This is a genomic window from Pseudonocardia alni, assembly GCF_002813375.1.
Lineage (GTDB): Bacteria > Actinomycetota > Actinomycetes > Mycobacteriales > Pseudonocardiaceae > Pseudonocardia > Pseudonocardia alni.
In genome coordinates this window covers 50211-74935 of the sequence record NZ_PHUJ01000003.1, presented here as the reverse complement: position 1 = coordinate 74935, position 24725 = coordinate 50211, and the positions used below count along the sequence as shown (strand labels likewise).

General features: G+C 67.4%; 19 protein-coding genes. 9 read left to right on the top strand and 10 right to left on the bottom strand.

Annotated elements, in window-relative coordinates; all coding sequences use genetic code 11:
* Position 1: 1 nt before the first annotated feature.
* Positions 2-1273 carry a sigma-70 family RNA polymerase sigma factor gene (locus ATL51_RS01735; RefSeq protein WP_100877430.1) on the top strand — a complete coding sequence of 424 codons (1272 nt, stop codon included), beginning with the start codon at positions 2-4 and terminating at the stop codon, positions 1271-1273.
* Here ATL51_RS01735 and ATL51_RS01730 read toward each other — a convergent pair.
* The 3 genes from ATL51_RS01730 to ATL51_RS01720 all read right to left on the bottom strand — a co-directional run bounded on the left by ATL51_RS01730 (position 1252) and on the right by ATL51_RS01720 (position 9784).
* Positions 1252-3717 (bottom strand): GmrSD restriction endonuclease domain-containing protein, encoded by a 2466-nt coding sequence (locus ATL51_RS01730; protein WP_073574120.1) that lies wholly within the window; start codon positions 3715-3717, stop codon positions 1252-1254. The genes ATL51_RS01735 and ATL51_RS01730 overlap by 22 nt on opposite strands.
* Before the next feature lie 122 nt (positions 3718-3839).
* Positions 3840-8471: an AAA domain-containing protein gene (locus ATL51_RS01725; protein ID WP_157818191.1), complete on the bottom strand. Its 4632-nt coding sequence runs from the start codon at positions 8469-8471 to the stop codon at positions 3840-3842.
* A 707-nt stretch (positions 8472-9178) separates the two neighbouring features.
* The gene (locus tag ATL51_RS01720; RefSeq protein WP_100877428.1) at positions 9179-9784 is read right to left on the bottom strand and encodes a TetR/AcrR family transcriptional regulator; all 606 of its coding nucleotides are present in this window, start codon (positions 9782-9784) and stop codon (positions 9179-9181) included.
* A 46-nt stretch (positions 9785-9830) separates the two neighbouring features.
* On the opposite strand from ATL51_RS01720, the gene ATL51_RS01715 reads away from it, so the two are divergent.
* Both ATL51_RS01715 and ATL51_RS01710 read left to right on the top strand, forming a co-directional pair.
* Positions 9831-10883: a hypothetical protein gene (locus ATL51_RS01715; RefSeq protein WP_301548843.1), complete on the top strand. Its 1053-nt coding sequence runs from the start codon at positions 9831-9833 to the stop codon at positions 10881-10883.
* Between the two features lie 68 nt (positions 10884-10951).
* Positions 10952-11158, top strand: coding sequence for a hypothetical protein (locus tag ATL51_RS01710; protein ID WP_157818190.1), 207 nt, complete (start codon positions 10952-10954; stop codon positions 11156-11158).
* A 311-nt stretch (positions 11159-11469) separates the two neighbouring features.
* On the opposite strand, the gene ATL51_RS01705 is transcribed toward ATL51_RS01710, so the two are convergent.
* Entirely contained in the window at positions 11470-12411 is a 942-nt protein-coding gene (locus ATL51_RS01705; RefSeq protein ID WP_208622885.1) for a restriction endonuclease, read from the bottom strand.
* A gap of 759 nt (positions 12412-13170) precedes the next feature.
* On the opposite strand from ATL51_RS01705, the gene ATL51_RS27935 reads away from it, so the two are divergent.
* Entirely contained in the window at positions 13171-13722 is a 552-nt protein-coding gene (locus ATL51_RS27935; protein ID WP_157818189.1) for a GIY-YIG nuclease family protein, read from the top strand.
* Positions 13723-14879: 1157 nt separating this feature from the next.
* On the opposite strand, the gene ATL51_RS28815 is transcribed toward ATL51_RS27935, so the two are convergent.
* The 4 genes from ATL51_RS28815 to ATL51_RS01685 all read right to left on the bottom strand — a co-directional run bounded on the left by ATL51_RS28815 (position 14880) and on the right by ATL51_RS01685 (position 20829).
* Positions 14880-15671 (bottom strand): type I restriction endonuclease subunit R, EcoR124 family, encoded by a 792-nt coding sequence (locus ATL51_RS28815; RefSeq protein ID WP_208622884.1) that lies wholly within the window; start codon positions 15669-15671, stop codon positions 14880-14882.
* A gap of 63 nt (positions 15672-15734) precedes the next feature.
* Positions 15735-18035 carry a type I restriction endonuclease subunit R gene (locus ATL51_RS01695; protein ID WP_208622883.1) on the bottom strand — a complete coding sequence of 767 codons (2301 nt, stop codon included), beginning with the start codon at positions 18033-18035 and terminating at the stop codon, positions 15735-15737.
* Positions 18032-19258 carry a restriction endonuclease subunit S gene (locus tag ATL51_RS01690; protein WP_100877427.1) on the bottom strand — a complete coding sequence of 409 codons (1227 nt, stop codon included), beginning with the start codon at positions 19256-19258 and terminating at the stop codon, positions 18032-18034. The genes ATL51_RS01695 and ATL51_RS01690 overlap by 4 nt, the downstream gene beginning before the upstream one ends.
* Positions 19255-20829 carry a type I restriction-modification system subunit M gene (locus ATL51_RS01685; protein WP_100877426.1) on the bottom strand — a complete coding sequence of 525 codons (1575 nt, stop codon included), beginning with the start codon at positions 20827-20829 and terminating at the stop codon, positions 19255-19257. The genes ATL51_RS01690 and ATL51_RS01685 overlap by 4 nt, the downstream gene beginning before the upstream one ends.
* A gap of 502 nt (positions 20830-21331) precedes the next feature.
* Between ATL51_RS01685 and ATL51_RS01680 the strand changes: the two genes are divergently transcribed.
* The gene (locus ATL51_RS01680) at positions 21332-21892 is read left to right on the top strand and encodes an HD domain-containing protein (protein WP_100880405.1); all 561 of its coding nucleotides are present in this window, start codon (positions 21332-21334) and stop codon (positions 21890-21892) included.
* Here ATL51_RS01680 and ATL51_RS01675 read toward each other — a convergent pair.
* Together ATL51_RS01675 and ATL51_RS01670 are read right to left on the bottom strand one after the other, a co-directional pair.
* The gene (locus tag ATL51_RS01675; RefSeq protein ID WP_073575195.1) at positions 21885-22358 is read right to left on the bottom strand and encodes an NUDIX hydrolase; all 474 of its coding nucleotides are present in this window, start codon (positions 22356-22358) and stop codon (positions 21885-21887) included. The genes ATL51_RS01680 and ATL51_RS01675 overlap by 8 nt on opposite strands.
* A 20-nt stretch (positions 22359-22378) precedes the next feature.
* Positions 22379-23122 (bottom strand): helix-turn-helix domain-containing protein, encoded by a 744-nt coding sequence (locus ATL51_RS01670; protein WP_100877425.1) that lies wholly within the window; start codon positions 23120-23122, stop codon positions 22379-22381.
* A 146-nt stretch (positions 23123-23268) separates the two neighbouring features.
* Here ATL51_RS01670 and ATL51_RS01665 point away from each other — a divergent pair, with 146 nt between their 5' ends.
* From ATL51_RS01665 to ATL51_RS01650, 4 genes are all read left to right on the top strand, one after another.
* Positions 23269-23661: a hypothetical protein gene (locus ATL51_RS01665; RefSeq protein ID WP_167409939.1), complete on the top strand. Its 393-nt coding sequence runs from the start codon at positions 23269-23271 to the stop codon at positions 23659-23661.
* Between the two features lie 285 nt (positions 23662-23946).
* On the top strand, positions 23947-24135 hold the full coding sequence (locus ATL51_RS01660; RefSeq protein WP_073575198.1) for a hypothetical protein: 189 nt from the start codon (positions 23947-23949) through the stop codon (positions 24133-24135).
* A gap of 3 nt (positions 24136-24138) precedes the next feature.
* The gene (locus ATL51_RS01655) at positions 24139-24477 is read left to right on the top strand and encodes a hypothetical protein (protein ID WP_100877424.1); all 339 of its coding nucleotides are present in this window, start codon (positions 24139-24141) and stop codon (positions 24475-24477) included.
* Between the two features lies 1 nt (position 24478).
* Complete coding sequence (locus tag ATL51_RS01650; RefSeq protein WP_100877423.1) at positions 24479-24667, top strand: hypothetical protein; 189 nt, start codon at positions 24479-24481, stop codon at positions 24665-24667.
* Positions 24668-24725 lie beyond the last annotated feature (58 nt).

The window sequence follows — 24725 nt, the reverse complement described above, 5'->3', positions numbered from 1 at the left end:
GATGCCCCTCGCCGGATCCGCCCCCGTCCCGGGCGCGGTCGACCTCGCGCACGGCGCGCTCCGGGCCCGTGAGCTCACGGTCGTGGCGATCTCGACGGTGGCGCGCGACCACGGGCTGAGCGAGGCCGACTTGGCCGTCCTCCTCCGGCGGCTCGTCGACGACGGTGCCCGGGTACCGAGGCCGCTCCGTCCGTTGGTCGCCTCGGTCCCGGTCCCGGCGGCTTTGGCTGAGGCGTTCTCGGAGCACACGACCCTCGATCTCGACTCGATCTCACTGGCCGACCTCGGGCTGGTTGCCACACGGGACGGGGTCCCCCTCCCCCGAGCAGCGGTGTGGGATCCGCCCGTCGAGCGGCTGCCGGCGCCCCCGGTGGTCGAGGCCACCGAGGAGCCGGACGAGTCTGTCCCGGACCTCGACGAGGACGCGGAGGCCACGGACTCGTTCTGGCGGTACCGGCAGGAGACCGGCCGCGCAGGGCTGCTCGACGCGGCCGAGGAGGTCGCGCTGGCGCGGGCGATCGAGGTCGGTCTCCTCGCCGCCGAACGCCTCGAGAACAGCGATGAGACAACACCGGCCGCTCTCCCGCTGCGGTTGCTGATCGCGGCCGGCGAGGGCGCGTACCAGCGTTTCGTCACGGCCAACCTCCGACTCGTGCTCTCCATCGCGAGCGGGTACGGAGCTCCGGGTCTGGACGCCCTCGACCTCGTACAGGAGGGCGCTCTCGGCCTGATCAGGGCCGTGCAGAAGTTCGACATCGCCCAGGGCACGAAGTTCTCGACGTATGCGACCTGGTGGATCCGGCAGGCCATCACCCGCGCCATCGCCGACCAGTCGCGCACCATCCGTTACCCGGTACACATCGTCGAGCGCCTGAACACCTTCGCTCGCCGCGCCCACCCGGACGACGATCCCGCCACGGCCGAGCTGGCCGCCACGCTGCCGACGACGGTGCCGTACGAGAGTGCACAGAACGCCCTCGGTGAGGAGAGCCTGCAGGGCGTCGCAGAACGCCACCTCGACCCACCCGCCCCGGACCTGCGGGGATTCGACGCCGAGGACATCGCAGCCGCCCTCTCGATCCTGTCCGAGCGCGAGCGAACGATCATCGATCGTCGCTTCGGGTTCGTCGGCGACGCCTCGACGTTGGACACCATCGGCGGCGAGCTCGGGGTGACCCGCGAGCGCATCCGACAGATCCAGAGCAAGGCACTCGGGAAGCTGGAAACCGAGCTGCGTGCGGCCCGCCGTCGTCAAGCCCGGGCGGCCTCGTAGTCGAACTCCCCCAGCCGAGCGCGCGCCGTGGCCCGCTCCTCGTCAGTGAACAGGTCGTGGAAGCGCTCGTCCAGCATGACGGCCTCGACGCTGAGATCGAGCCGCCTGCGCTCCCAGAGGAACGAGAACGTGTCGTTGGCGGGCTTCCGGAGAGCCCGACGCACCGCGTCGACCGGGCCGTATTCGACGAGCAGCCCCACGAACAGTCGCGGGTTGTGCTTCAGCTCGCCCTTGCAGACATCGAGCACCTCGACGAGGCGCGCTTCCAGAAGGGCCTCGGCCTGCGTGGTCTCCGGCGCGACGACGGGCTCCGGCTCGACGCTCGGCGCGGGAACGTGGACCGGGGCAGCGGGCTCCGGCGTGGCCGCAGCCGCGGGCGTCTCCGCGGGAGCCTGTTGCTCGACCTCCGGGAGCTCGAGCTGCGCGACCTCGGGTTCGATGAGCTCCAACTGCCGAGCCGGGCCTACGACGGGCTCGGCCTCGGGTGCGGGTTCCACGAGTGCGACGCCGGGGGCGCCCGTGCCCTCGTCGTCCCGATCCCCCGCCGCAATCTCGTTGCGGCGCTGGACGAAGCCGCGCAGAGCGTCGACCGAGGTGAAGACCTCGAAGCCCAGCTCGGCGAGCCGGGGCAGGTCCGCCTCGTCCGGGTCCAGCTCCAGCACCACGGGCGAGCCCTGCCCGGCCTGCAGTCCCTCGGGCCAGTACGCCTCCGCCACGGCCAGCGCCCGGCTCGTCTCGGGGTCGGCGATCTCCGCATCCAACGCCGGGTTCGCGTACCCGGCCGCCCCCAGCTCGGTGAGCAGGTCGCGGATCTGCACCGCGCGGGCGTCCCGCTCGTCGGTGTCCTCGGCGACCCGTACCTGCGGCAAGCCCTCTGTCCACGCGACCTCGGCGCCGACGAGGCGCCCGAGGAACGCGTTCGCATCCGCCGCAACCAGCTTGCGACGGGCGTCGAGGAAGGCGCGATAGTTCTCGACGCGCCACAGCTCGGGGTCGGCCGGGATCCACTGGCTCGCCAACGCCTCCGCCGAGCAGAACATCAGGTACTCGTGGGGGCTGCGACGATTCAAGGTGGTCGCGGTGCCGGGCACCGCAAAGGCCAGGTTCCCGACGGCGTTCGCCTCGGACCGGGAGTAGCCGTGCCGGTAAAGAGCGTCCTTCGGGAAAATCTCGTGCACCCGCAGCTCGCCGCTCTCGCCGTCGAGCAGGCCGCCGGTTCCGAGGTCCCGCCCACCGCTGACCCGGGTGAGCATGTAGAGCAACGCGTAGGCGCGCGCCCCGCGGCCGACCCCCTCGAGATCCTGCGGCTCGACGGTCAGGCCGCCCCGACGGGAGCGTTCGAGCGCAGTGATCAGTCCATCCACACCGGACCTGTCGACGATGTCGAGGTCCTTAGCCAGCGCGGTCTCGGCGGAGCCCGCGAACCGGCCGCGCAGGGCGGCATGGACGAACCAGTAGAGAGCCTTGTCCGCCTCCGCACCGTCCGCGAACCGGCCCTGTCCGTTGTGGAGCAGCCGGGTGACGATCGGGAACGCGTAGCGGCCACTGCTGATCACGCGGTCGTGGTCGATGCCCAGCCGCCCACCGACGAGGCCGAGGAAGTGCTCGATGTTCTGCGACGCGTGGTCGAGCGCCGTACGGAACTCGTCCGCGGACACCCCCTCCAACGCGGCGAAGGGCGCCCTTCCCGTGGCCACCGCGTTGACGTTGCGCAGCAGCCAGTCCAGCGAGAACGTGAACTGCCGCGCCCGCCAGCCCTCCAGCACCCGGCGCATCGACGGACGGGCGTCGCCCCACTCCGCGCAGATCCGCGCGAGCGCCAGGTCGCCCTTGGACAGCCTCGTGCCACCCGAGTTGACCCGGTTGAAGATGTCGACGACGACGTCCACCGTCTTGTCCGCACCGGTGATCCGGTCGACGAAGAAGTCTCGCTCGAGGATGCTCTCGAGCTGCAGCAGCCGGGACAGGTACACGCCGAGGTTCGGGCGCATCCACTGCTCGTCGATCAGCTGGTCGTACTTCTTGGCCTGGTCGGCGTTGAAGAGGCCGGTGACGTCCACCCACAGCAGGTCGGCCCGCGCGGTGGACGGAGCGAGGAACTGGAAGGCCTCGGTCTCCACGTTGAAGTAGAGCCGGGTGAAAATCGCCGGGTCACCCTCGAAGAACGCGGGTGGGCGCCCGCGGATGATGCCGTAGAGCGTGGTGATCCGCTGCTGACCGTCGAGGAGGAGTTGCTTGGTGCCGCTGCCGGCCTCCGCGCCACGGACTGCCTGCTGGTGCCCCTCCGCCTCCCAGACGAGCAGCGCGCCGACGGGGAAGCCCTTGTAGAGCGACCGCATGAGGCCGCGGATCTGGTCCTTGTTCCACACGTAGCCGCGCTGGAACTCCGGGAGCAGCATCGACCCCGAGTCGATCTGATCCAGGATGGTGCTGAGCCGCGCCATGTCCGCCCCTCCATTGCCGCCGTGCTGCGCCTTCCCGATCCCAGGGCGCCCGTTGATGATGTACCGAACGTGACCGTGTTGCCGTCCTCGCCCCAATCGGACACCCCGATCGTGTCGGCGACTCAATCCGCCGTGCCGGGCAGGACGTAGCGGGTGCCCTTCGTCCGCCCCACCTTCTCGAGACGGCCGTCTTCCACGAGCGCGGTGAGGATCAAGCGTGCCTCCGGCAGGCTCACGGCCAGGAGGTCCGCGACCTGGCTCGTCGACAGCGCGCCTCGGCCGGCCAACATGAGGACGAGGCCGGAGCGATCCGCGTCGGGGTCCTCGTCCGGCTGTTCAACGACGGGTGGTAGGACCACCGGGACGCCGAGGACGGGTGTGGGGGCCTCGTCCTCCATAAGCTCCGGCGCTACCGTCACCTCCGCCGTCTCGGCGAACTCGGGCATCTCAGGGCTCTCGGCCGGTGCGTCGCTCGCCACCAACGGTCCGATCCCCAGGGTGTCGAGCTCGGCCCACACCGGGGCCAGGGCGCGCTCCTCGTTCAGGACGTACTCGGACTGCCGGATCCGCTGGAACGTCCACCCGCACCGCTTGAGCTCCTGCTCACGGTGGAGGTCCGCGAGCTGCTGTTCCGGCGTGGTGTGGAACGCGTCCCCGTCGCACTCCACGGCGAGCTTGCCCGCCGCCCCGGTGACGACCAGGTCGATGAAGCGCCCGTTGGCCTCCACCTGCGGGGTCACGTGGAAGCCGCGACCGAGAAGGCCAAGGAAGACCCGCTGCTCGAAGAGCGAGTCGAAGGCGTCGTGGCGGCGGGTCCGGGTCACGTCGGCGAGCACCGGGGGGAGCTCCGCGCCGGCGCCGGACGTCATGTGGTCCAGCAGCGACCGCCGCAGGTCCGTCGGGCGCAGCAGATCAGCGGTCACCGAGTGGAACAGCCATAGCTGGTCCTGGGCACGGGAGACGGCCACGTTGAAACGCTGCTCCGCGTCCCGCTTGGTGAAGGGGAACGCGGCCCGCTCCTTCGGGGCCACGACCATGGACAGGAACACGACGTTGCGCTCGTCGCCCTGGAATTCGGGCGGGGTGCCGACTCGGATCCGCCGCCGGTCCCACTCCTCCGGATCGATCACCCGCTTCAGCGCGGAGGCGATGATCTCTACCTGCGCCTGTCCCTGGAGGACTACGACCCCGAACGACAGCCCGTCGTACGCCTCGTCCGCCAGGCATGCGGCCAGTGCCGCCGCGATCTCCTCCGCCTCGGCGACGTTGGCCGCCCGGCTGCCCGTGCCCTCGGTGAACCCGCCCTCGACGTAGGTAGCGCGCAGCGGCGGGAGCCGGTCGGCCCCGAACTGCCGGAGTGGGACGAGCGGCGCGTCCCGGTAGAACGAGTTCGAGCACCAGCTGATGATCTCCGGCATGCACCGGAAGTGCTCCCGCAGCCGGATGACCTGGCCGAACCGGCTGCGCAGCAGCGAGAAGATGCTGTCGCGTGGCGTGAAGCTCGTGCGCAGGTACTGGGGAATGTCGTGCAGCTCCGAGTCGATGCGGTCGAAGATGGGCTGCAAGGAGCCACTCGTGACCTCGGACGGTGTGCACTGCTTGTCGTCGCCGACGACGATCACCCGCGGCGCGAGCCACAGCAGGAACGCGCTCGTCAGTTCGGCCTGGCTCGCCTCGTCGACGATCACGACGTCGAAGGTGTTCGCCCGCGGCGGGACCGAGGCCAGGACCTGCTGGATCGGCATGACCCAGGCGGGGACCGCGCCCTGCGCCACGCGCATGGCGTCCCGCGCGGCCTGCCGGTAACGCTCGGCGTACTTTCCGGTGCCCTTACCGACGTTCGCCATGTTGTTCTTGTACGACTGCAGGGCCTGCACCTGGGTCGCGTTCATCCGGCTCAGGCAGGCGCGCCAGGACCGGGCGGCGGCCAGGCGGCCGGTCAGCCGGGCCAGGTCCTTGGTCGCGATCGCCAGGTCGGCCTCGAGGCGCTGCTCCCGGCCCGGATCGATCTGGACCTGCAGCCAGGTCGCCGCGCACGCCCGCGCCCAAGCCTCCGGCCAGCGGCGGAGACGGTCCGTCCAGCCGTCGAGCGGGTGCTCGCGGAGGTCCGCGGCGAGGTGCGGCGCCGCGACGTGGACGCGGTCGAGCAGCTCGTCGCAGCGCAGCTGGGCCGTCTGCTGGTCCGCGGCACGGGCCAGCGAGGCGAGGGCCTCTGCGTAGGCGCCCTGGTCCGCCGCCTCGAACGCCCGCAGGGCATGTGCCAGCTCGTGCGGGCGCACCTCCAGCGGCACCGCGGCCACGAGGTCGTCGCGAGCGGCGTCGAGCTCGGCACGGGCGATCGCGGCCGACCGGGCGTGGGTCACCTGGACCGCGACAGCCGTGACCTGCTCTACGGCCCCGATGTCGTACAGCGCGGGCCTCGCGGCAGGCGGCAACGTGGCGAGCACCGCGCGGAGGGCGTCAGTGGCGGCCAGGACCCGCGCGATCACCCCGCACACCGTCCGGAGCTGCTGGAGGAGGTCGATCAGCACCACGCGGGGCTCGCCGAGGCCGACGCCGATGCGAAGGGGCCCGAAGGCCACGTTGATCTGCTGCCCGATCGCGAGGACCGCCAGGTGATGGGCTGCAGCGTGCGCCGCGGCCGCGGAGTCCACCGGCCGTCCGCCCACGAGCACGGCCGCCTCGAACGGTGCGACGGCCTTCTGCTCGGGGCTTTTGAACATCTTGCGGAGGGAGCCACCACCGTCGAGGTGGGCGCCGAGCGCAGCGAAGGCGTGCGCGGCGGCGTCCAGATCGACCTGGGCGTGGACGGAGACGTCCGCGAACCCGGCCGCCTGGTCGTGCTGCACCGCGGCGTCCACCAGCCCCAGACGCTCCACTGCGCGCTGCCAGGCGTGCGGCCCCGTTCCGCCCAGCAGTGCGGACGTCATGTCCCGCGCCCAGTCCCGGTGCGCGGGCAGGTCCCGCAACGCCAGGAGGCTCTCGTCGGCTTCGGTGCAGGCGGGACCCAGCCGGACGAGCTGCTCACCGTCGAGAGTCTCGAGCGTGGCCACCAACAGCGACGTGTCGCCCCGCCGGACCGACTCACCCAGCGCGACCGCCTCCGCTAGCTCACCGAAGCGGCGCTGGTCGAGCAGACCGGTAGGAATCCGCTGGTCACGACGGCTACGGCGTTCGTCGGTCTCTTCGCCGAGCAGCCGCACCAGCTCACCGAGCTCGGCGGCCGACACCGGGAGCTCGCCCGCGACGCCCTCCCCCAGCCAGCCGTCCCGCTCCTGCGTGCGACCGAGCTCTGCCGCGATCCGGGCGAGCGTGCCCCGGAAGCCGACGGCCACCTCGGGGTGCTCGAAGGTCTCCGCCTCGCGGACGGCGCGAATCTGCTCCAGGAGCCGCGCGCGGTCCCGACGGACGGCCTCGCGCTTCTCGGTGAGGTCCGTGATCTCGCGGTCGGCCCGGGAGGGGTTGAAGTCGGTCTTGCGCCCGGCGAGGGTCGCCACGCTGCGCGAGAGGTCGGAGTTCCCCTTCGCGGAGGCGTCGGTGAGCGACACGCACAGCTCCTGCATCTCGGGCGGCAGCTTGTCCCGCAGGACCCGGAGGGCCTGCGCCTTCTCCGCGGTGACCAGGACCCGCTTGCCCTGGGCGAGCAGCGCGCTGACCAGGTTGGCGATGGTGTGGGTCTTCCCGGTGCCGGGCGGACCCTCGACCACGACGCCGCTGTCCGCATCGAGCCGATGGATGATCTGAGACTGTTCCTCGTTCGCGGCCAGAGGGAAGAGCGGGGCCTCCCCCGCCGTGGCAGTGCCGAAGCCGGTGCGCTCCAGCCAGGCGAGGCGCTGCTCAGGCTCGATTGCCTCAACAAGCTGCGCGAGCCCCAGCGGCACGGGCGAGGACTCATCCGCGAGGGACGTGGCGATCGCGTCGTAGTACGCCCTGATCGCGTAGGCGCCGCGCGGCCGGGCGACGAGTGCCGGACTCATCGACACCAAGGAGTGCTCGGTCCGCTCAGGCTCCCAACCGTCACTCACCTTGTGCGCGACCTGCAGAACCCGGGCCGCCCACTCCTTCAGGAACTCGGGCAGAGCGGGTTCGATCGGGCTCACAGCCCGCTCGAGGAGCTTGTCCCGCAGGATCGCGCTACCGGACAGGTCGAAGGAGTCCAGCCCGCCCAGGAGCTCGTCGTCCTCGAGGCGGAGGCCGGACTCGTCGGCGAGGACGCAGATCATGTCGCCGGACTCGAGGTCCTGGTCGATCCGCACGGCCTGGCTGATCATGTGGACCCGCACGCCGGGGGTCTGCAACAGCCCGGAGGCGAGCACGAGCTCGACGGACTCCGGCTGGTCCTGTGCGAGCCGGTGCATGTCGAACAGCGCCTCGAAGACCTGGCGACGAGGCCTCCGCAGCCGCTCCTGCTCCGCCCACGCCCGCCAGCCGACGAGCCACGCGTCGAACTGCCCGCGGATGTGGGGGTGCTCGTTGATCGGGACCTCGCCCTGCCCTCGGACGACCACGCGCTCCTTGAGCCGCGGCTCGCTGAGGTCGTCGGTGACGGAGCGGTCCAGCCACCGCTTGAGCTCGCGGGACACCGCCGGTTCGGGATCGCGGTGCACCCGGGAGACACGGAGCACCTCGGCCCCAGGTCCGTCCGGGCTCTGGATCGTGGTCGCCTGCTGGGCGTAGTGCAGCCACAAGGTCCGGTGGTAGCGGTCGACGCTTCGCACAGGCGCGAAGCGGGCCGCGGCCATCTGCCGTAGCACGCCCATCAACCGTGTCACGCGATCCCTGGTCAACGGGTCGTGCTCGTGCGTCATCGACTTCCTCCCCCGAAGTGCCCGATCTGAGCGCCACACCCCTCATCGAAGGCAAGCACAACACCGTCACCGAGACGAGGAAGATTCACTCGAATCGCGCAAGGGATTCGGGACTCGCTACGAGGCACGTGCGGATTCGCACTCCGCTGCCTGGCCAGATGGCCGGATACGCGGGCTAGTTGTACTCGACCCCCGGGACGTTGAAGCTGATGTCATCCGGGCTTTCCACCCGCCCATCAACGTCGACCACGCCCCGGGGCAGGCCACCGAGGTCGTCAAGGCAGCCCGACGCCGCCAGTACGACAGCGCCGGGCCGCGCCCGTCCGACGGGCAGCCGTAGCCAGTTTGGAAGGCCTCGTAAGACTGGCGTTCTCCGTCATCGACTAGCAAGAACAGCGGACTACACACCCCTGCGGCTGACCTGGTTGACCGCCGGTAGGTGCACGCCAATTGCACGCTCCGAGCACTGCGGCTCTCGGTCACGACCCTTCCGTGTGAAGCAACCGGACCGTCGAGCAGACGGGCGGTAGTGCCCGTCTCATCCCCGGGCGTCCGCAGGACGCTGCCGTAGTGATCAGTCGCCGTCAGGCAGTTGGTCGAGCAGACCGTGGTCACGTCGGTGCCGCTCCCTGGATCCGGGGAGACGAGATCCGCTACGTCAGCCCGCACCCGGAGAGACCCCGTCCACGGATGAGCGGCATGAAGAGCTCGTCGATGATCTCCATCAGGACCTCGTCCGGTACGGCTGGAACACCGCGCAGGGCGTACTCGCCACGCAACACCGTCATGGGGAGCGCCGCCACCCGCGGATGAACGGCCTCCGGCGGAGCTTCGCCGCGTGCCACTGCCTGGTCCACGATCGCCACCCAGGCGGCGTCCAGCGCGCCCCCTCCGGCCTGCTCGCGCAGCAGCTCCAGCAGCGCGGGCTCGTCGGCGGCCGCGGCCAGGAGATCACGCAGGATCTCCCCATGAGACGAGGACCAGGTGGAGTTGACCTGCCGCAGCAGCTCGACGGCATCACCGCGGAGTTCGCCCGTGTCCGGCGTCAGAGTGCGAGCGTCCGCGACGTAGGTGTAGGCGGCGACGCCGAGCGCGGCGCGCCCGGGCCAGCGCCGGTAGATCGCGTTCTTGTTCGTGCCGGCGCGCCGAGCGACCTTGTCCATCGTCATACCGGCGTAGCCGGATGCAACGAGTTCATCGGCGGCCGCACGCAGGATCGCCTGCTCCAGTTCCGCACCGCGCCGCCGCCCCCCTGTCACGGTACGTGAGCGTACCTCCTACCTGATACGGTACTGCTCGTACCTTATGGAGGTTGCGATGCGCGCATGGGGCGTCACCTACGACACCGGCTTCACCAACTGCGGAAGCACGACACACGAACCGTTCGACCCCACGGTCGTCGCCGAGGACATGCGGATCATCCGTGAAGAGCTTCTCGCCGACGCCGTACGAATCACCGGCGGAGTCGCCGACCGCCTGGAGACCGCCGCACGGCACGCGGCAGCCGTCGGACTGGAGGTCTGGTACTGCCCGTTCACCCATGACCTGACCACCGACGAGCTGTTGGCATTCCTGCTGGACGCAGCCGAGCGCGCGGAGCGCATCCGACAGGAAGGTGCGGACATCCGGTTCCTCACCGGCTCGGAGATCAGCATCATGACGATCGGCCTGATGCCCGGGCAGACGCTGGCCGAACGATCCGCCGTACTCACGGACGCGGCGCGTGTTCGCGAGATCCTCCCGGGAGTGCAGCACAGGACCAACGCGCTACTGGCCCGAGCAGTCGAGGGGGCACGCGAGCGATTCGGAGGCCTCATCGGCTACGCGTCACTCCCCCTGGAGGGAGTGGACTGGACGCCGTTCGACTTCATCGCGACCGACGCGGGTTACCGCGATGCCGGCAACGCTGACGCCCTTCCCGCGAACCTCGCCGCCATGACCTCGCACGGAAAACCGTTCGCAGTGACCGAGTTCGGCTGTGCAGCCTTCTCCGGAGCCGCCGATCGGGGTAGCCGGGGCGACATCATCGGCTACGACGACCGGACCGGGCACGCAACGCACCTCACAGAGACCGTCGAGCGCAACGAATACGAACAAGCCGCCTACCTCCTCGACCTCCTCCACCTCTACGACTCGGGAGGCGTGGACACGGCGTTCGTGTACACCTTCGCCTCTCGACACCTGCCGACCTCCGATCAGCCAGAGCGGGACTTCGACCTGGGGAGCTTCGGGATCGTCAAGACCCTTACCCACGGGCGCACCGGCAACGCCTACCCAGGGATGCCGTGGGAGCCAAAAGCAGCCTTCTCGGCACTAGCCGAGTACGGCCGAATGCGGACCGGCCACCCCGTGACCTGAAGCTTCGACGAGCCGCCGCGTACCACCCGTTTCCCTGTGGAGGGCTCCGCGGATGTCGGCTGCACCGCATGCCTACCGGCACAGACGACTCACGCAGGAGGCAGCGCCGGCTCGTCGACGACGGCGTCCCGCCGAACATGGTGCAGCGGGTCCTGGGCCGCGAGCGGTCCTCGACGACGTTGGACCTCCACGCCCGGCGGACCGACAACAGCGAGCGCATCCTCCGGGCCCTCGGCGACGAGGACGATCGCGGAACGTCCGTCGCTCCGGAATGAGCGATGCTCCGGGAACACCCCGGGGAACGACGAAACCCCTGGTCACATCCGGCTCGCTGAGCCTGTGACCAGGGGTTTTGACTGTGGGCGATACTGGGATCGAACCAGTGACCTCTTCGGTGTGAAGGCGGTAGCGTACGACCAGCTCATGTCGTCTGGTGGCGTCGTGTGCGACCTGAGCTGGGCGTTCGTGTCGGAGCGTCGTTCTGTGTGCTGGGCGATCGTTGGCAGTCCGCTCCGGGATTGCTCCGGCTGAGTCCGGTCGTCGCGGCGCAGCATCAGAGGCTCCCCGAGGTCGCCCGGTCCGCTGACTACTCGAAGTAGTCCTCGTCAAGCTTGACGATCGTGTACGTCTGCACTGCCTGTACGCCGACCCCGCGATCGATCATGAGGTTCGCGAACCGTTCCCCATTGATGAGGATCACGCTCGCGTTGACAGAGCGTGCGTATTCGACAGCCTCCCGGGAGAAGGTGCTCGTGGTGATGAAGACACCTTGAGTGGCTTGTTGACCATGAAGGGCGCCGACGAACCCCTGTACCTGCGGTCGACCGACAACCGTGTCCGGTGCATACCGCTTGGCCTGGACGTAGATGCGAGCCAGACCGAGAGGATCTTGGTCGATGACGCCGTCGACCCCGCCATCTCCGCTACCGCCGATGCGACGGGCGCGCTGCTCGACCCCTCCGTAACCCATCGCGACCAACACGTCGAGGACCGATTGCTCGAGGAAATCAGGGCTGGCGGAGCGCAACCGTTCGAGCAGCTGTGTGCTGACCTCCGCTCGGAGCCGGGCGGTGCCGGCCTCGATCTGCTCGATCGGATCAAGCTCAGAGTTGTACTGGTTCTCTTGGACCGGTGGTGTGTTGTTCGACGGGACCTGCACACGCCGGGCCGGGACATGGTCGCGGTACGCCGGAATCTGTCTCAGATCGACCTCGTCCAGCCGGTGCGGGTGCTCGGCGAGCAGGCGCCGCCCCACATCGGTCACGGTGTACGACCCACGTCGCGGACGGTCGAGCGCTCCGGCTCGGGCCAGCGAGGAGACTGCCCAACCGACGCGGTTTCGGAACCGCTGCTGCCCGGAATCGAGGACCTCGTCTCGTTGGGCATCGGTGAGCTTGACATGGTCAGCGACGCGATCCTGAACCTCGCGAGCCTGGACCGTCTCCCCGTCGCTGAGGACCTGAAGGACGGGCAGCAAGAAGCCGTCCCACGTCGGCATCTCGCTGACGGGCTGCGGAGCGTCAACCATGCGCGGCAGGCTATCTGTCTGATCAAGCTGGCTGCGAGCGCGTGACACCCAGGCAGGACGGGCGGCAGGGGGCTCGTTCGTCCCGAAGCAACCGTGACTCCGGCTCGACAGGCGACGATGCCCAGATGGGCGGCATCGTCGAGTCCGTAGACGTCCGCTAGACGATTCCTCAGGCAGGGGCCGCTGTCAGGCGGTTGGTCAAGCAGCTCCGCCATCACGTGCACCCTGAATCCGCGGAGACAAGATCCACTACTTCCGGCGACGCTCGACGTTCGCCGTTACCCCCGTGCGCTGCACGAACTCGCTGTCGCGTCTTCCACGGGCGACGGTCCGTCATCGGCTTCTGCCGTTGATTCCCGGGGGTTGCCCGGGGGCAAGCCCGCCCCCTGCGCCTTCCGAGTGCCATCCCGTCGACCTGTCGTCAGACCGACCGCGCGGACGCCCGTGGGCGGCCCTTGACGCAACCGCACCCGACCATGCCACGCTCCGCCCGCGGGCGTCCGTGCGGTACGCCCTCAGGGAGGTCGGCGGGATGGCACGGCGCAACCATCCCGGAGACCTGCCCGCCCGGCGAGGGCTCAGACGTTGAAGCGGAACGAATCAGCGCGATCCGCGGACCTGCGGCGTTCGCGATCCAACATGCCCCGACCAGCATGAATCTGCTCGGAGACGGTCGCTGTCTATCGCCGTTGGTGGACGCGCTGACGAACGACTGACGAACAGCTAGCTAAGTGCTCGCCTGCTCGGCAGACTGCCATGGTGTCGCCTGCTCCCCCACCGATCGAGGCCGTCATCGACGCGCTGATCGACAAGCCGGTCCGCACCGAGCACGTCCGCACTCTGGCGCCACCGGCTCCGGGCCTCTACGCCTGGTGGGCGCCTCCGGCCATCCTGCCCGACCTGCCGGGCCTACCCCACCCCGCGGTGCCGGACCTACGGCTCCTCTACGTCGGCCTCGCCACAAAGCTCCGCTCCCGGCTCGCATCGAACCACCTTCGCCGGAGCGGCAGCTCCACCCTGCGACGCACACTCGCCGGCCTGTTACTCGATGAACAGGAATACCGGACCTGTTGGACCGATCGCGTCGTCCTTGTCGAAGAGGACGAAGCCCGGCTCACCGAGTGGATCGACGGGAACCTGAGCGTCTCGTGGTGCGAACATCCAACCCCGCGCGACGTTGAAGCCGATGTCATCCGGGCCTTACACCCGCCTCTCAACGTAAACCACGCCTCAGGCCCCGCCGCCCAGATCGTCAAGGCAGCTCGACGTCGCTACTACGACAGCGCCGGACCACGCCCGTCCGATGGATAGCCGTCGCCAGTTTGGAAGGCGTCGCAAGACTGGCGCTCTGCGGCGTTGAGCTGCAGGAACAAGGGACGGCCAGCCCCGCGGGTGGCCGTGGTTGACCGCCGTTAGTTGCACGCCAATTGCACGCTCTGGTCGGTGATCCCCCGCCAACGACTATCAAGCGAGCCGAGCGACAGAGGTGCCGAACTGACCTGAACTCAACTTCAGCTCATACGTTCGCGGCATGAACGAGACGGTTGCTGCACCCACCCAAGACGACGAAGGGCGCATCCGCGATGTCGTGGCAGAGGCAAGCCGCGCACAGAGCGACATCGAAGCCCTGCTGGCCCTCCGTACTCCGGACGCCGTCGTCGTCAAACTTCCCCGGCAGGCGAGTTCTCGGTCGGGCGGCATTGGCCGAGGCCATGGCAGGCGCACTGAGTCCGCCTCTCTCCGAGGTCCTAACCGCTGTCGAGGTCATCGATATCCGCTTCCCCGGCGTGGACGTCGCCCTGGTCAGTTGCGTCAAGTCCGTGCGCGACCAACGGTCCGACTCGGCAGATGCACTACCGGCGGGTTCGGGCGCGCTGACGTACTTGATGGTCAAGCGCGACGAAGGATGGCGGCGCCCCCGTGAGAGACCGTTGTCAGGCAGTTGGTCAGGCAGACCGCTGCCTTGCTTCCACGGCTGTTGCTCGCGCCATCTCGTCGACCTGGCGCAGCCCGATCACGTCGCGATCAGGGGGCAACCCGCCAGCTCGGCTGGACCACCTACGGCGCGACGCCCCGCGCTTGGGCGTCGGCCGCACCCGACCACCTGCCCACGCTTGCCCGCTGATCGCGACGTGATAGCCCCCGGGAGGTCGTCGAGATGGCGCGCCCATCGCCCACCCACGACGGAACCGCAGCGGGTCGCCGCCCTCGTCCATCTCGGAGATCCTGCCCGCCCGGCGAGGGCATCATCGATTGCTTGTGAACTGGGCCCCCAGGCACATTCTGGTCCGCGACACCCCAGATTTCTGATTCGTGCCGTTTGGTGTCGTCTCGTGACGGGCCAGATCGGACCGGACCTGTACCGGCTTTGTACCGGAACGAGACCAGCCTGATAGCCGATATCTACACTGGGACGCTTAGTCGAATCCTCGCGGCGCCTCGATGCGTACGGCATGCGGACATAGTCGTCACTCACTTCCAGCACTCAGCCCGAAGAATCGCTCGAAGAACTCCCCGAGACGCGCAAGGACGTGTTGCTTCTTCTCGCCGTGACCGCCACCGGCTGTGAACCGTGATCCGGGCGGAAGGATCTTGGTAATCGCCGTACCGGTCGTCGGGATCGAGCCATCTCGGAAGGCGTGCTCGATGAAGGTCCGCGTCTCGTCGGGCTTGAGTCTCTCCTCGGCAATGATCGCTTCGAGTTCGGCTATCCTCTGGACCGAGACGAAGGCACGCCATTCCTCGTCGATCTCGCCGGACGCGGATACGCGGTCGACGAAGTCCATGACGAGGTCCTTCTTGTTGCGCAGCGTCGGGCTGGAGTCGACAGACCGTTGGATGTCGGCGAGCGCGGACATCTCCTTGTCCTTGCCGTTACCGCGGATCTCGCGCCACTTGCCGACCAGCATGAGGATGTAGTCGACGTTGATCTCGACCTGCTTGATCAGCTCAATCTCGAAGACGACATCGTCGTTGATCGACTCTTTCTCGCCCCGGTCTTCCTTACGGAACTCGGCGTAGAGGTTCAGGTAGATACTTCGGTAGTCCTGCATCTGGCGTTCGGTGAGGATCTCGTTGCCGGCGAAGTCATCGAACGAAGTCAGGATGTTCTGCAGCCGCAGGATCGCGCCGAGCAGGCCGATGAACTCCTTCTGTGCCGCTTCCCCGATGATCGGCTGACCGAGGGGGAACTTGGCCAGCAGCTCGTTGGCCTTCTCGGTGTACTCGGCGTAGTTTTCGGTGTAGGGCTTGAGCAGCACGATGCCGCGGGCGTCCTTGTTTCCAAAAAGCGCGATGGCCTCGTTAGTCTCTTCTTCCAGGTCTCAGAAGGAGACGATATTGCCGTAGGTCTTGACCGAGTTCAAAATCCGGTTGGTGCGCGAGTACGCCTGTATGAGGCCGTGGTTGACCAAGCGCTTGTCGACGAACAGCGTGTTCATTGTAGTGGCATCGAAGCCGGTCAGGAACATATTGACGACGATGACCATGTCGAGTTCGCGGTTCTTCAGCCGCAGGGACAGGTCCTTGTAGTAGTTCTGGAACTTGTCGGCGCTGGTGTCGTAGCTGGTCCCGAAGAGGGCGTTGTAGTCCGCGATGGCGTCGTCGAGGAAGTCCCGCGAGGACTGATCCAGCGCGCTGGTCTCGAAGCCTTCTTCGTCGAGGTAGTCGTCGCCGACGTCCTCGTTGGCGGCGTAGGAGAAGATCGTGGCGACCTTGAGCCGCCGGTCGGGTGTGAGTTCGGCCTGCTGCTTCTTGAACTCCAGGTAGTACCGCTTAGCTGCGTCGATCGAGGCAGTGGCGAAGATGGCGTTGAAGCCCTTGACTCGGCTGGCCTGCTTTAGCTCCGCGACCTTGTTCCGGCTGCCAACCACGTCAGCGACGTTCGCGACGACCGAGTAGTTGTAGCTCTGTGTGCGCTTGGTCTTCTGGTCGAAGTGCTCCAGCGTGTAGCCAACGACCTGGGTCAGACGCTCGGGCGCGAGCAAGGCCCGCTCGGTGTCGATGGCGCTGACCTGCTTGTCGGAGAGTCCCTCAGGCAGCTTGATTGTGTTGACATAGTCGATCCGGAACGGCAGTACGTTCTTGTCGTTGATGGCATCCACGATCGTGTAGGTGTGGATGGCCATCTGGTGGTCTTCCCGCGGACAGACCACCGGGTCGCCGTGCTGGTAGCAGCCGAACGCCTGAGGAGTTGTCCGCAGGTTCGGGTTGCCGCCCGTACCGGAGTTGACTGCGAAGATCGGCGTGCCGGTGAAGCCGAAGATGTTGTAGCGCTTGAACGACTTGGTGATCGCGGCGTGCATGTCGCCGAACTGGGAGCGGTGGCACTCGTCGAAAATCAGGACGACGTGCCCATCGTATATTGCGTGGCCTTTGTTGGCGTTGATGAATGTCGCGAGCTTCTGGATCGTCGTGATGATGATCTTGGCGCTCGGGTCTTCGAGCTGCTTCTTCAGAACCGCTGTCGACGTATTGGAGTTGGCGGCGCCCCTCTCGAAACGGTCGTACTCGCGCATGGTCTGGTAGTCGAGGTCCTTGCGGTCAACCACGAACAACACCTTGTCGACGCTCTGCAACCGCGAGGCGAGCTGCGCCGTCTTGAAGGAGGTCAGCGTCTTGCCGGAGCCGGTGGTGTGCCAGACGTAGCCACCCGCGGCGAGGGAGCCGAGCTGCTTGTAGTTGGTGGCGATCTCGATGCGCTGGATGACTCGCTCGGTTGCAACGATCTGATACGGCCGCATCACCAGGAGCAGCCGGTCGGCGGTCAGCACGCAGTAGCGCGTCAACACGTTGAGCAAGGAGTGCTTGGCGAAGAACGTCTTGGTGAACCCAGTCAGCTCCTGGATCGGCCGGTTCTGGCCGTCAGCCCACCACGAGGTGAACTCGAAGGAGTTGGACGTCTTCTTGGTCTTCTTGGCTGAGGCCTGCTCCGACAGGTGCTCACGGCGAGTGGTGTTAGAGTAGTATTTGGTCAGCGTGCCGTTACTGATCACGAAGAGCTGCACGTACTCGAACAGGCCTGAGCTGGCCCAGAAACTGTCACGCTGATAGCGGTCGATCTGGTTGAACGCCTCACGGATGTCGACGCCTCGCCGCTTGAGCTCGATGTGCACCAGTGGCAGGCCGTTGACGAGCACGGTCACGTCGTAGCGGTTCGAGCGCCGTGAGCCGCCCTCGCCCCGGCCGACCTCGTACTGGTTGATGACCTGGAGGCGGTTGTTGTGGATGTGCTTCTTGTCGAGCAACGAGATGTTCTTGGTGGTGCCATCGTCACGCTTCAGGATCTGGACGTGGTCCTCCTGGATACGCACCGTTTTTTCCACGATGCCCTCGTTGGTTCCGGCGATCTTCTCGGAAAAGAACTGCTTCCACTCGTTCTCTGAGAACGTAATCCGGTTCAGCAGCTCGAGTTGGGTGCGCAGGTTGGCGATGAGCTGCGCCTCGGTCGTGATAGGCAGGTAGTCATACGCCTGGTCCTGTAGGAGCTTGATGAACTCGCGTTCGAGGTCGGCCTCGGACTGATATGCCGGTTCGCGCGCCGTGTCTGGCATGAACTCTGCGACGACCGTGCTCTCGGAGGAGACGGAGATCGGCTCGTAGCGGACGGCAGAAGACTCGCTCACCCGGCGGCCTCCTTGAAGGTCAGGAGCTTGTCGCGGTAATACTCGAACTGCTGTCGGCGAGTTTCGCGCTCCGCGTCGAGGGTTTCGGCCAAGTCCTCCACCAGGGGGGCCAGGCGGTCGAGGATCCGCGCGATTCGCTCTTGCTCGGGAAGTGGAGGCAGGGGGAACGCAAGGCCGGTGACCTGCCCCTTGCTGAGATGGGTCTGGTCAGAGCCATTGTCGTACTTCAAAAGGCCCGGATTGCGATTCAGTACATGGAACAGGAATCTTGGCGCGACGCGGCCTGTGTCGCGAACTCGAATGCGCGCAATTCGTTGATTGATCGCATACGCCGCGTCTCGGTCAACGAAGAAAGTCCGAGCCAATGCGCGGCCGTTCGGCAGGTCGCTTAGCACGAGCGCTGTGTCGCCGACCGATGCGGGGGTGAGCACGTCCTTCAGTTGCACGAATCGATTCGCCTCTCCGTTGCGCGAGATAAATCGCGCAGTCACCAGAGGGACATCGCCTTCATCCGATACTAGCCGCTCGTGCGCCTTACCGTTTGTGTACTCGGCGATCTCGCCGAGAGTCGACCATTCGATGTCCTGATCAAAGCTCAGAAGCCTGTCGCGGTAGTGGCTAGCCTGGACTCTCCGTCCCTCGCGCTCTGCCTCAAGCGCAGCCCCAAGGTCGGCTTCGAGCCTCGCGAAAGCATCTAGCAACGCCGCGATCTCACGCTGTACCACGAGCGGCGGCACCGGAATCCGCCACTCGAAGAACGCCTTCGAGTTAACCGCTGCCATCGAGCCATCCGTGCGGACGCAGGCCCGGCGGATTCGCTCGCTGTCAGCCCGCAGCACCCAGAAGACATAGCGGGCGTCGATACCATCGATCGGAGTCAGCAGGCGTAGATCCTGGTTCATCGATGTGGCGATGCCGATGTACCCAATCGGCAGGAAGCGCCGCAGGACGTTCGAACGCATAACTACCGCGATCGACGGGCCAGTGACCAATCGGAGCGAGGTTTCCCTCAACGCCGCCTCACTGACTAGCCCGCGGATTTCGCTGCCACCCGTCGCGCTGATGTCCATCGAGGTCACCCACGGGACGGTGCCGCGCTCCCAATATTTTGGGTTGCCCTTCGAGGGCGTAATTCCTCCCGTCCAGGTTCCGAGTTCGGCCAGCGTCCTGTATTCAACGCCATCGGGTACGTGCTGCTTTATATAGTTGGCGAGCCGACTCACGGGCTGTCGCCCTCCACCCCGGCAATGATCACGTCGATCTGCTCCCGAAGCATTTGTTGCCGAGCCACGATCTGAGCAAGATCGGCGGTCAACGACGTGATGTCCACCGCAACCCGCGAGTCTTCGTTCGCAACAAAGGACGACACCGAGAGGTTATAGTCATTGGCCTTGATCTCTTCGTGCGAGGCCAGTTTGGCGAAGCGGTCGTTGTCATGCCTGGCACTGAAAGCGTCGAGGATCTTCTGCTGGTGGTCCACTGTGAGCTTGTTCTTGATGCCGATGCGTGTGAACTCGGCCGAAGCGTCGATGAACAGCACCGAGCTGTCCTTCTTGGACTTCTTGAGCACCAGGATGCAGGTGGCGATGGTCGTGCCGAAGAAGAGGTCCGGAGGCAACTGGATGACCGCGTCGACGTAGTTGTTGTCGATCAGGTACTGGCGGATCTTCTTCTCCGCTCCGCGCCGGTAGAGCGCTCCTGGGAACTCGACGATGGCTGCGGTACCGTTGACGGCAAGCCAACTGAGCATGTGCATCGTGAACGCCAGGTCCGCTTTGGACTTCGGCGCGAGCACACCGGCCGGCGCGTAGCGCGGGTCGTTGATCAGGAGTGGGTTGGCATCACCTTCCCACCTGACCGAGTACGGCGGGTTGGACACGATCGCTTCGAAGGGCTCGTCGTCCCAATAGGCGGGCTCAAGCAGCGTGTCGCCGTGCGCGATGTCGAACTTCTCGTAGTTCACATCGTGAAGGAACATGTTGATGCGCGCCAGGTTGTAGGTGGTCAGGTTGATCTCCTGACCGAAGAAGCCCTGGCGGACGTTGTCCTTGCCGAGCACCTTGGCGAACTTCAGCAGCAGTGAACCCGAGCCACAGGCGGGGTCGTAGACCTTGTTGACGGCGGTCTTGCCGACGACCGTTATCCGTGCCAGGAGTTCCGAGACCTCCTGCGGGGTGAAGAACTCGCCTCCGGACTTGCCGGCGCTGGAGGCGTACATGGTCATCAGGTACTCGTAGGCGTCGCCGAAGGCGTCGATCGTGTGCTCGGTGAACTCACTGCCGAGGTTGAGATCGCCAATCGCGTCGAGCAGCTTTACGAGCTTTTCGTTGCGGCGCGCCACCGTGTTGCCCAACTTGGCGCTGTTGACATCGAGGTCGTCGAACAGGCCCTTGAGGTCGTCTTCGCTCGCGGTACCCATCGCGGAGCCTTCGATGTTCTTGAACACGCGGGCTAGCGTCTCGTTCAGGTTCTCATCGGCTGCGGCACAAGCCCGAACGTTGGCGAACAGCTCGCTGGGCAGAATGTAGAAGCCCTTCTCGTCGACCGTGTCCTTGCGGCCGAACTCAGCGTCCTTATCGCCTAGCAGGCGGTAGTCGAAGTCGGCGTCCCCCGCCTCGCGCTCTAGGCGGTTGAGGTAGGCGGTGAGGTTTTCGGAGATAAAGCGGTAGAACAGGATGCCGAGGACGTAGCTCTTGAAGTCCCAGCCGTCGACGCTGCCGCGCAGGTCGTTGGCGATGCGCCAGATGGTTTTGTGGAGCTCCGCGCGCTGCGTCTCCTTGGTTGGACTCGCCATCAGCGGCGTCCTCGGCGCGCGACATCGGCATCGCTAATCAATCGTCCCTGCAGGCTGCTCATGCCGACCGTCCGTTCTGTCTTGATTCGCCCCCTGCTGGCAAGCTGAGCGCAGGGCTGTCGCGCAGGTCACTTTAGAAGCAGGCGCCGACAAGATCGGGGCTGACCCACCCTCGCACCGTGCGAGTTGGGGCACCCGTCGGCTGCCGGGCGTTCCAGGCACGTAGAAGCTGCGCTAACGGGGACGTCGGCCGTTGTCTCACTCGACGCGTGGCCACCTGATGGCGGCTCGGGAGTGCAGCCGCGCGCCGCGCGGGGACCGGCCGGAGGCCGCACGCCCCGCGCGAGCGCCTGCGGCTGCATCGGACACAGCGCCGCGCGGCGCCCGCAGGGCGCCGCCTTGATGATGCATGGAGAGTTTCGACACCGGCGCGCTTTGGCTCCAGGTCTCGGCTCGCCGAGTGGCCGAGATCGGCTGGTGGGACGGGCATAGAGTTGTCGTGATGCCTGAGACGCCGACGCCCGGTGAGGCCCGTTCCCTCGCCCGACAGCTCCTCGAACCGCTGCACCGCCGCTGGGCCCACGTCCAGGCCGTGGCGGAGAAGGCACTCGAGCTGTCTCCTGCGGTCGACGAGCAGGATCGCGAGCTGCTGGTCGTCGCGGCGTGGCTGCACGACATCGGCTACTCCCCCGACGTCCGCGACACAGGCAGCCACCAGATCGACGGCGCCGCCTACCTGGAGCGCATGGGCTACCCGGACCGCCTGTGCGCCCTTGTCGCCCACCACTCCGCGGCCTCCTACGAGGTGGCTCACCGCGGCCTCGCCGACCGCCTGGCCTACTGGGAGTGCGAGCGGTCCCCGGTCTCCGATGCGCTCTGGACCGCGGACATGACGACCGGCCCCGCTGGGCAGCGGATGGGCTACCCGGAGCGCCTGGAGGAGATCCTGGAGCGCTACGAGCCGGACTCGGTGGTGGCGCGGGCGATGACGGCGGCACGGACGTCGATCGAGATCGCGATCGACGAGACGATGATCCGGCTGGAGCGGGCCAAGTTCAGTTGATCTGAGGGGTGGGGTCGCCGCGTAGCGCGTCGTCGATCCGCCGGCGCATGGACGGGTGGATCGTGAGGCCGTCGATGTCGGCGGGCTCGACCCACTTGGCGGCCTTGGTCTCGGTGCCGTCCTCGCGCAGCGTGCCTCCGGTGGGGCGGGCGTGGAAGCACACGGAGAACTGCTGGCGGACCTCGCCGTCGTCGTAGGCCATGACGTGGCCGGGGTCGGTGTAGATCCCGACGAGCCCGGTGATCTCGACCGACAGCCCGGTCTCCTCGGCGACCTCGCGCACGGCTGCGTCGGCGATCGACTCCCCCAGGTCCATGCCGCCGCCGGGCAGGGCCCACTTGTCGTTGTCGATCTTGTGGATCATGAGCAGCCGCCCGCGGTCGTCGCGTACGGCGGCGGTGGTCGACGGGACGATGCTGTTCGCCTGCGGGGCGTCGGGGTCGTGGAAGTAGTCGATGCGGCCCATGACTCAAGCATGGCGCACGTTCACTTCTCGATGGGCGTTCCCGAGTCCCAGACCTCCTCGAACGAGCGCATGAAGTGCTCCCACATCCGTCCACCAGGGACACGGCGCAGGTGCATGACCGGGGAGTGTCCGGCCGGGGCACCGTAGGCGTGGCCGTTGACGAGCAGGTCCTGGTCGAACCGGAACAGCGAGTTGTAGAGCGTCGTGCCGTGGGTGCGGACCTCGATGCCGGGCAGCCCGACGACGTCGCGCAGGTAGCGCCGGTGGAGCTGGATGCGTCCCTCCAGGCCGCCGCTGGTGCCCTCCTCCTCGGCACGCAGGCGGACCGCGTCGGAGGTCTCGTCGCCGATCAGGAAGCGGCAGCGCACGCCCTCGCGGGACTTGGTACGCAGCACTTCGGTGATCTCGTGCTGCTCGAACAGGAACGACCCGGCGTAGGTCAGGATGTCCATCGCCTCGCGGGCGGAGCCGTAGAGCTGCTGCCAGGTGTCGTGCGGGACCGACGCCCGGGTCGGGTGGAGCTCCAGGAGCTCGGCGACGCTCGCGGACTGGGTCACCCGCTGTCCCAGGATCTCCGGCCAGAGGTACGCCTCGTCGACCTCCAGGGCGCCGGCCACCGCGACCCGGTGCGTGCGGTGCGGCAGGCGTCCCTTGGTGATCCAGCGTTCGACCGTCTTCGGGTCCACGCCGATGCGCTCAGCCAGTCCGGTGGGGTGCAGGCGGGCCGCGACGATCGAGCCACGGAGCCGTTCGTTCGTGGTCATGGGACCTCCTGGGACGGTCGACCACAGCAGGGACGATTTTAGCGTCCCTAAAACGTCCTGTCACGTCCCGTGTTGGCGGTGCCGACGTCCCCCGTGGTCCAGGTCTCATAGATCTACGCCAACGACGAGACGAAGGGGCGCAAACGATGAAGAACCTCCCGGTGGTGCTGGACGGCTACAAGCTCACGGTGGTGGAACCGCCCGCACCCAAGACGCGCGAGGACGCCAACGGCGCGCAGATCCCGGTGACCGACCGGGACGGCGTCGCGCAGTTCGTGGTGTCGCTGTTCGCCAAGCTCCAGGTCGGTCCCGGTGAGCGGTCGCCGAAGGGCGAGGAGATCAAGGTGACGCTGACGACCGACCCGGGCAACGACTTCCCGGAGGACAGCCGGGTCCAGCTCATCGACCCGCGGATCAACCCGTACTCGATCGAGTCGGGCGACGGCCGCACGGTGTCGGGCATCGCGTTCAAGGCGCTGGGGCTGCGTCCGGCGCACCCGATGCCCGTGCGGCGCGGCAAGGATAACGAGAGCGAGTAGCAGTACTCGCCGCAATTCTGAGCGGCGTAGTTCTTCCCGCCGGACCGGTTCCGGCAAATCCGAGCAATTCCGCGATGGGGACACCTGTGTCTCCGATCAGGGGTGATCGCCGGTGATGTGTGGCGAATGCAGCGGTAGCCGCGCCTGCGACGTGTGCGAGGGCTACGGCGACTCGACCGACGGTGTCGAGTGCGAGGCGTGCAGCGGCTCCGGGGCCTGCCCGGGCTGCTTCGGAGAAGGCGAGACCAGCGACGCCCGGTCGCCGGTCGGGACGGAGGCACAGCGATGAACACGACCACCACGAACCGGCCGCGGGTGACCGCGGGAGTCGGCCGACTCGTCCGGCGCCTGGAGCACGAGCGGCGGACCTGGATCCGTTCCTACGGCTCGGAGGTCGCGACCGAGCAGGCATGGCGGGCCGGTGTCGCGGAGGGCCTGCGACTGGCGCAGGTCGCGATCCGCAAGGGGGTCTGACCGATGGCGCTCAACCTCGGACCCCGCGACCGGCTCAGGACCCTGCCCAAGGTCAACCGGCGCGCACTGCGCAAGTACGGCGAGTTCTGGCGGGCGCTGCAGCTCGTCGGGGACGCCCTCGCCGACGCCGAGAAGGTCGCCGCGAAGGCCACCGACGCCAAGGCCCGAAGGAACGGCAAGGGCAGCTCGGCGAAGGCCGGCGCCGACGGACGGCACTGGTCGGTCGCCTCCCCCGACGAGATCTCCGCGTCGGCGAAGAAGGCACACAGCTCGCTGCGGGTCATGGCCTCGTCGGCGCAGAAGTGGGAGGCCGAGCTGGTCTCCCGGGAGTGGAGGAAGTGACGTGACCAAGGCAGTCGACCGGACCGTGGACGAGCTGGACGCGGCGATGCGGGAGCTGAAGCGCTCGCTGCACGGCATCCCGTACCGCACGGGCGGATTCAAGAACACCCACGACAACCTCGCCCGCGACGTCGCGCACCTGACGGTGCAGCTCGACTCGGCACGCGGCGCATTGCGCGAACAGAAATGACCACCTGGGTGGTGGGACGCCCGCCGATCTGATTCTTGGCGGAAACACCGGCGGGCGT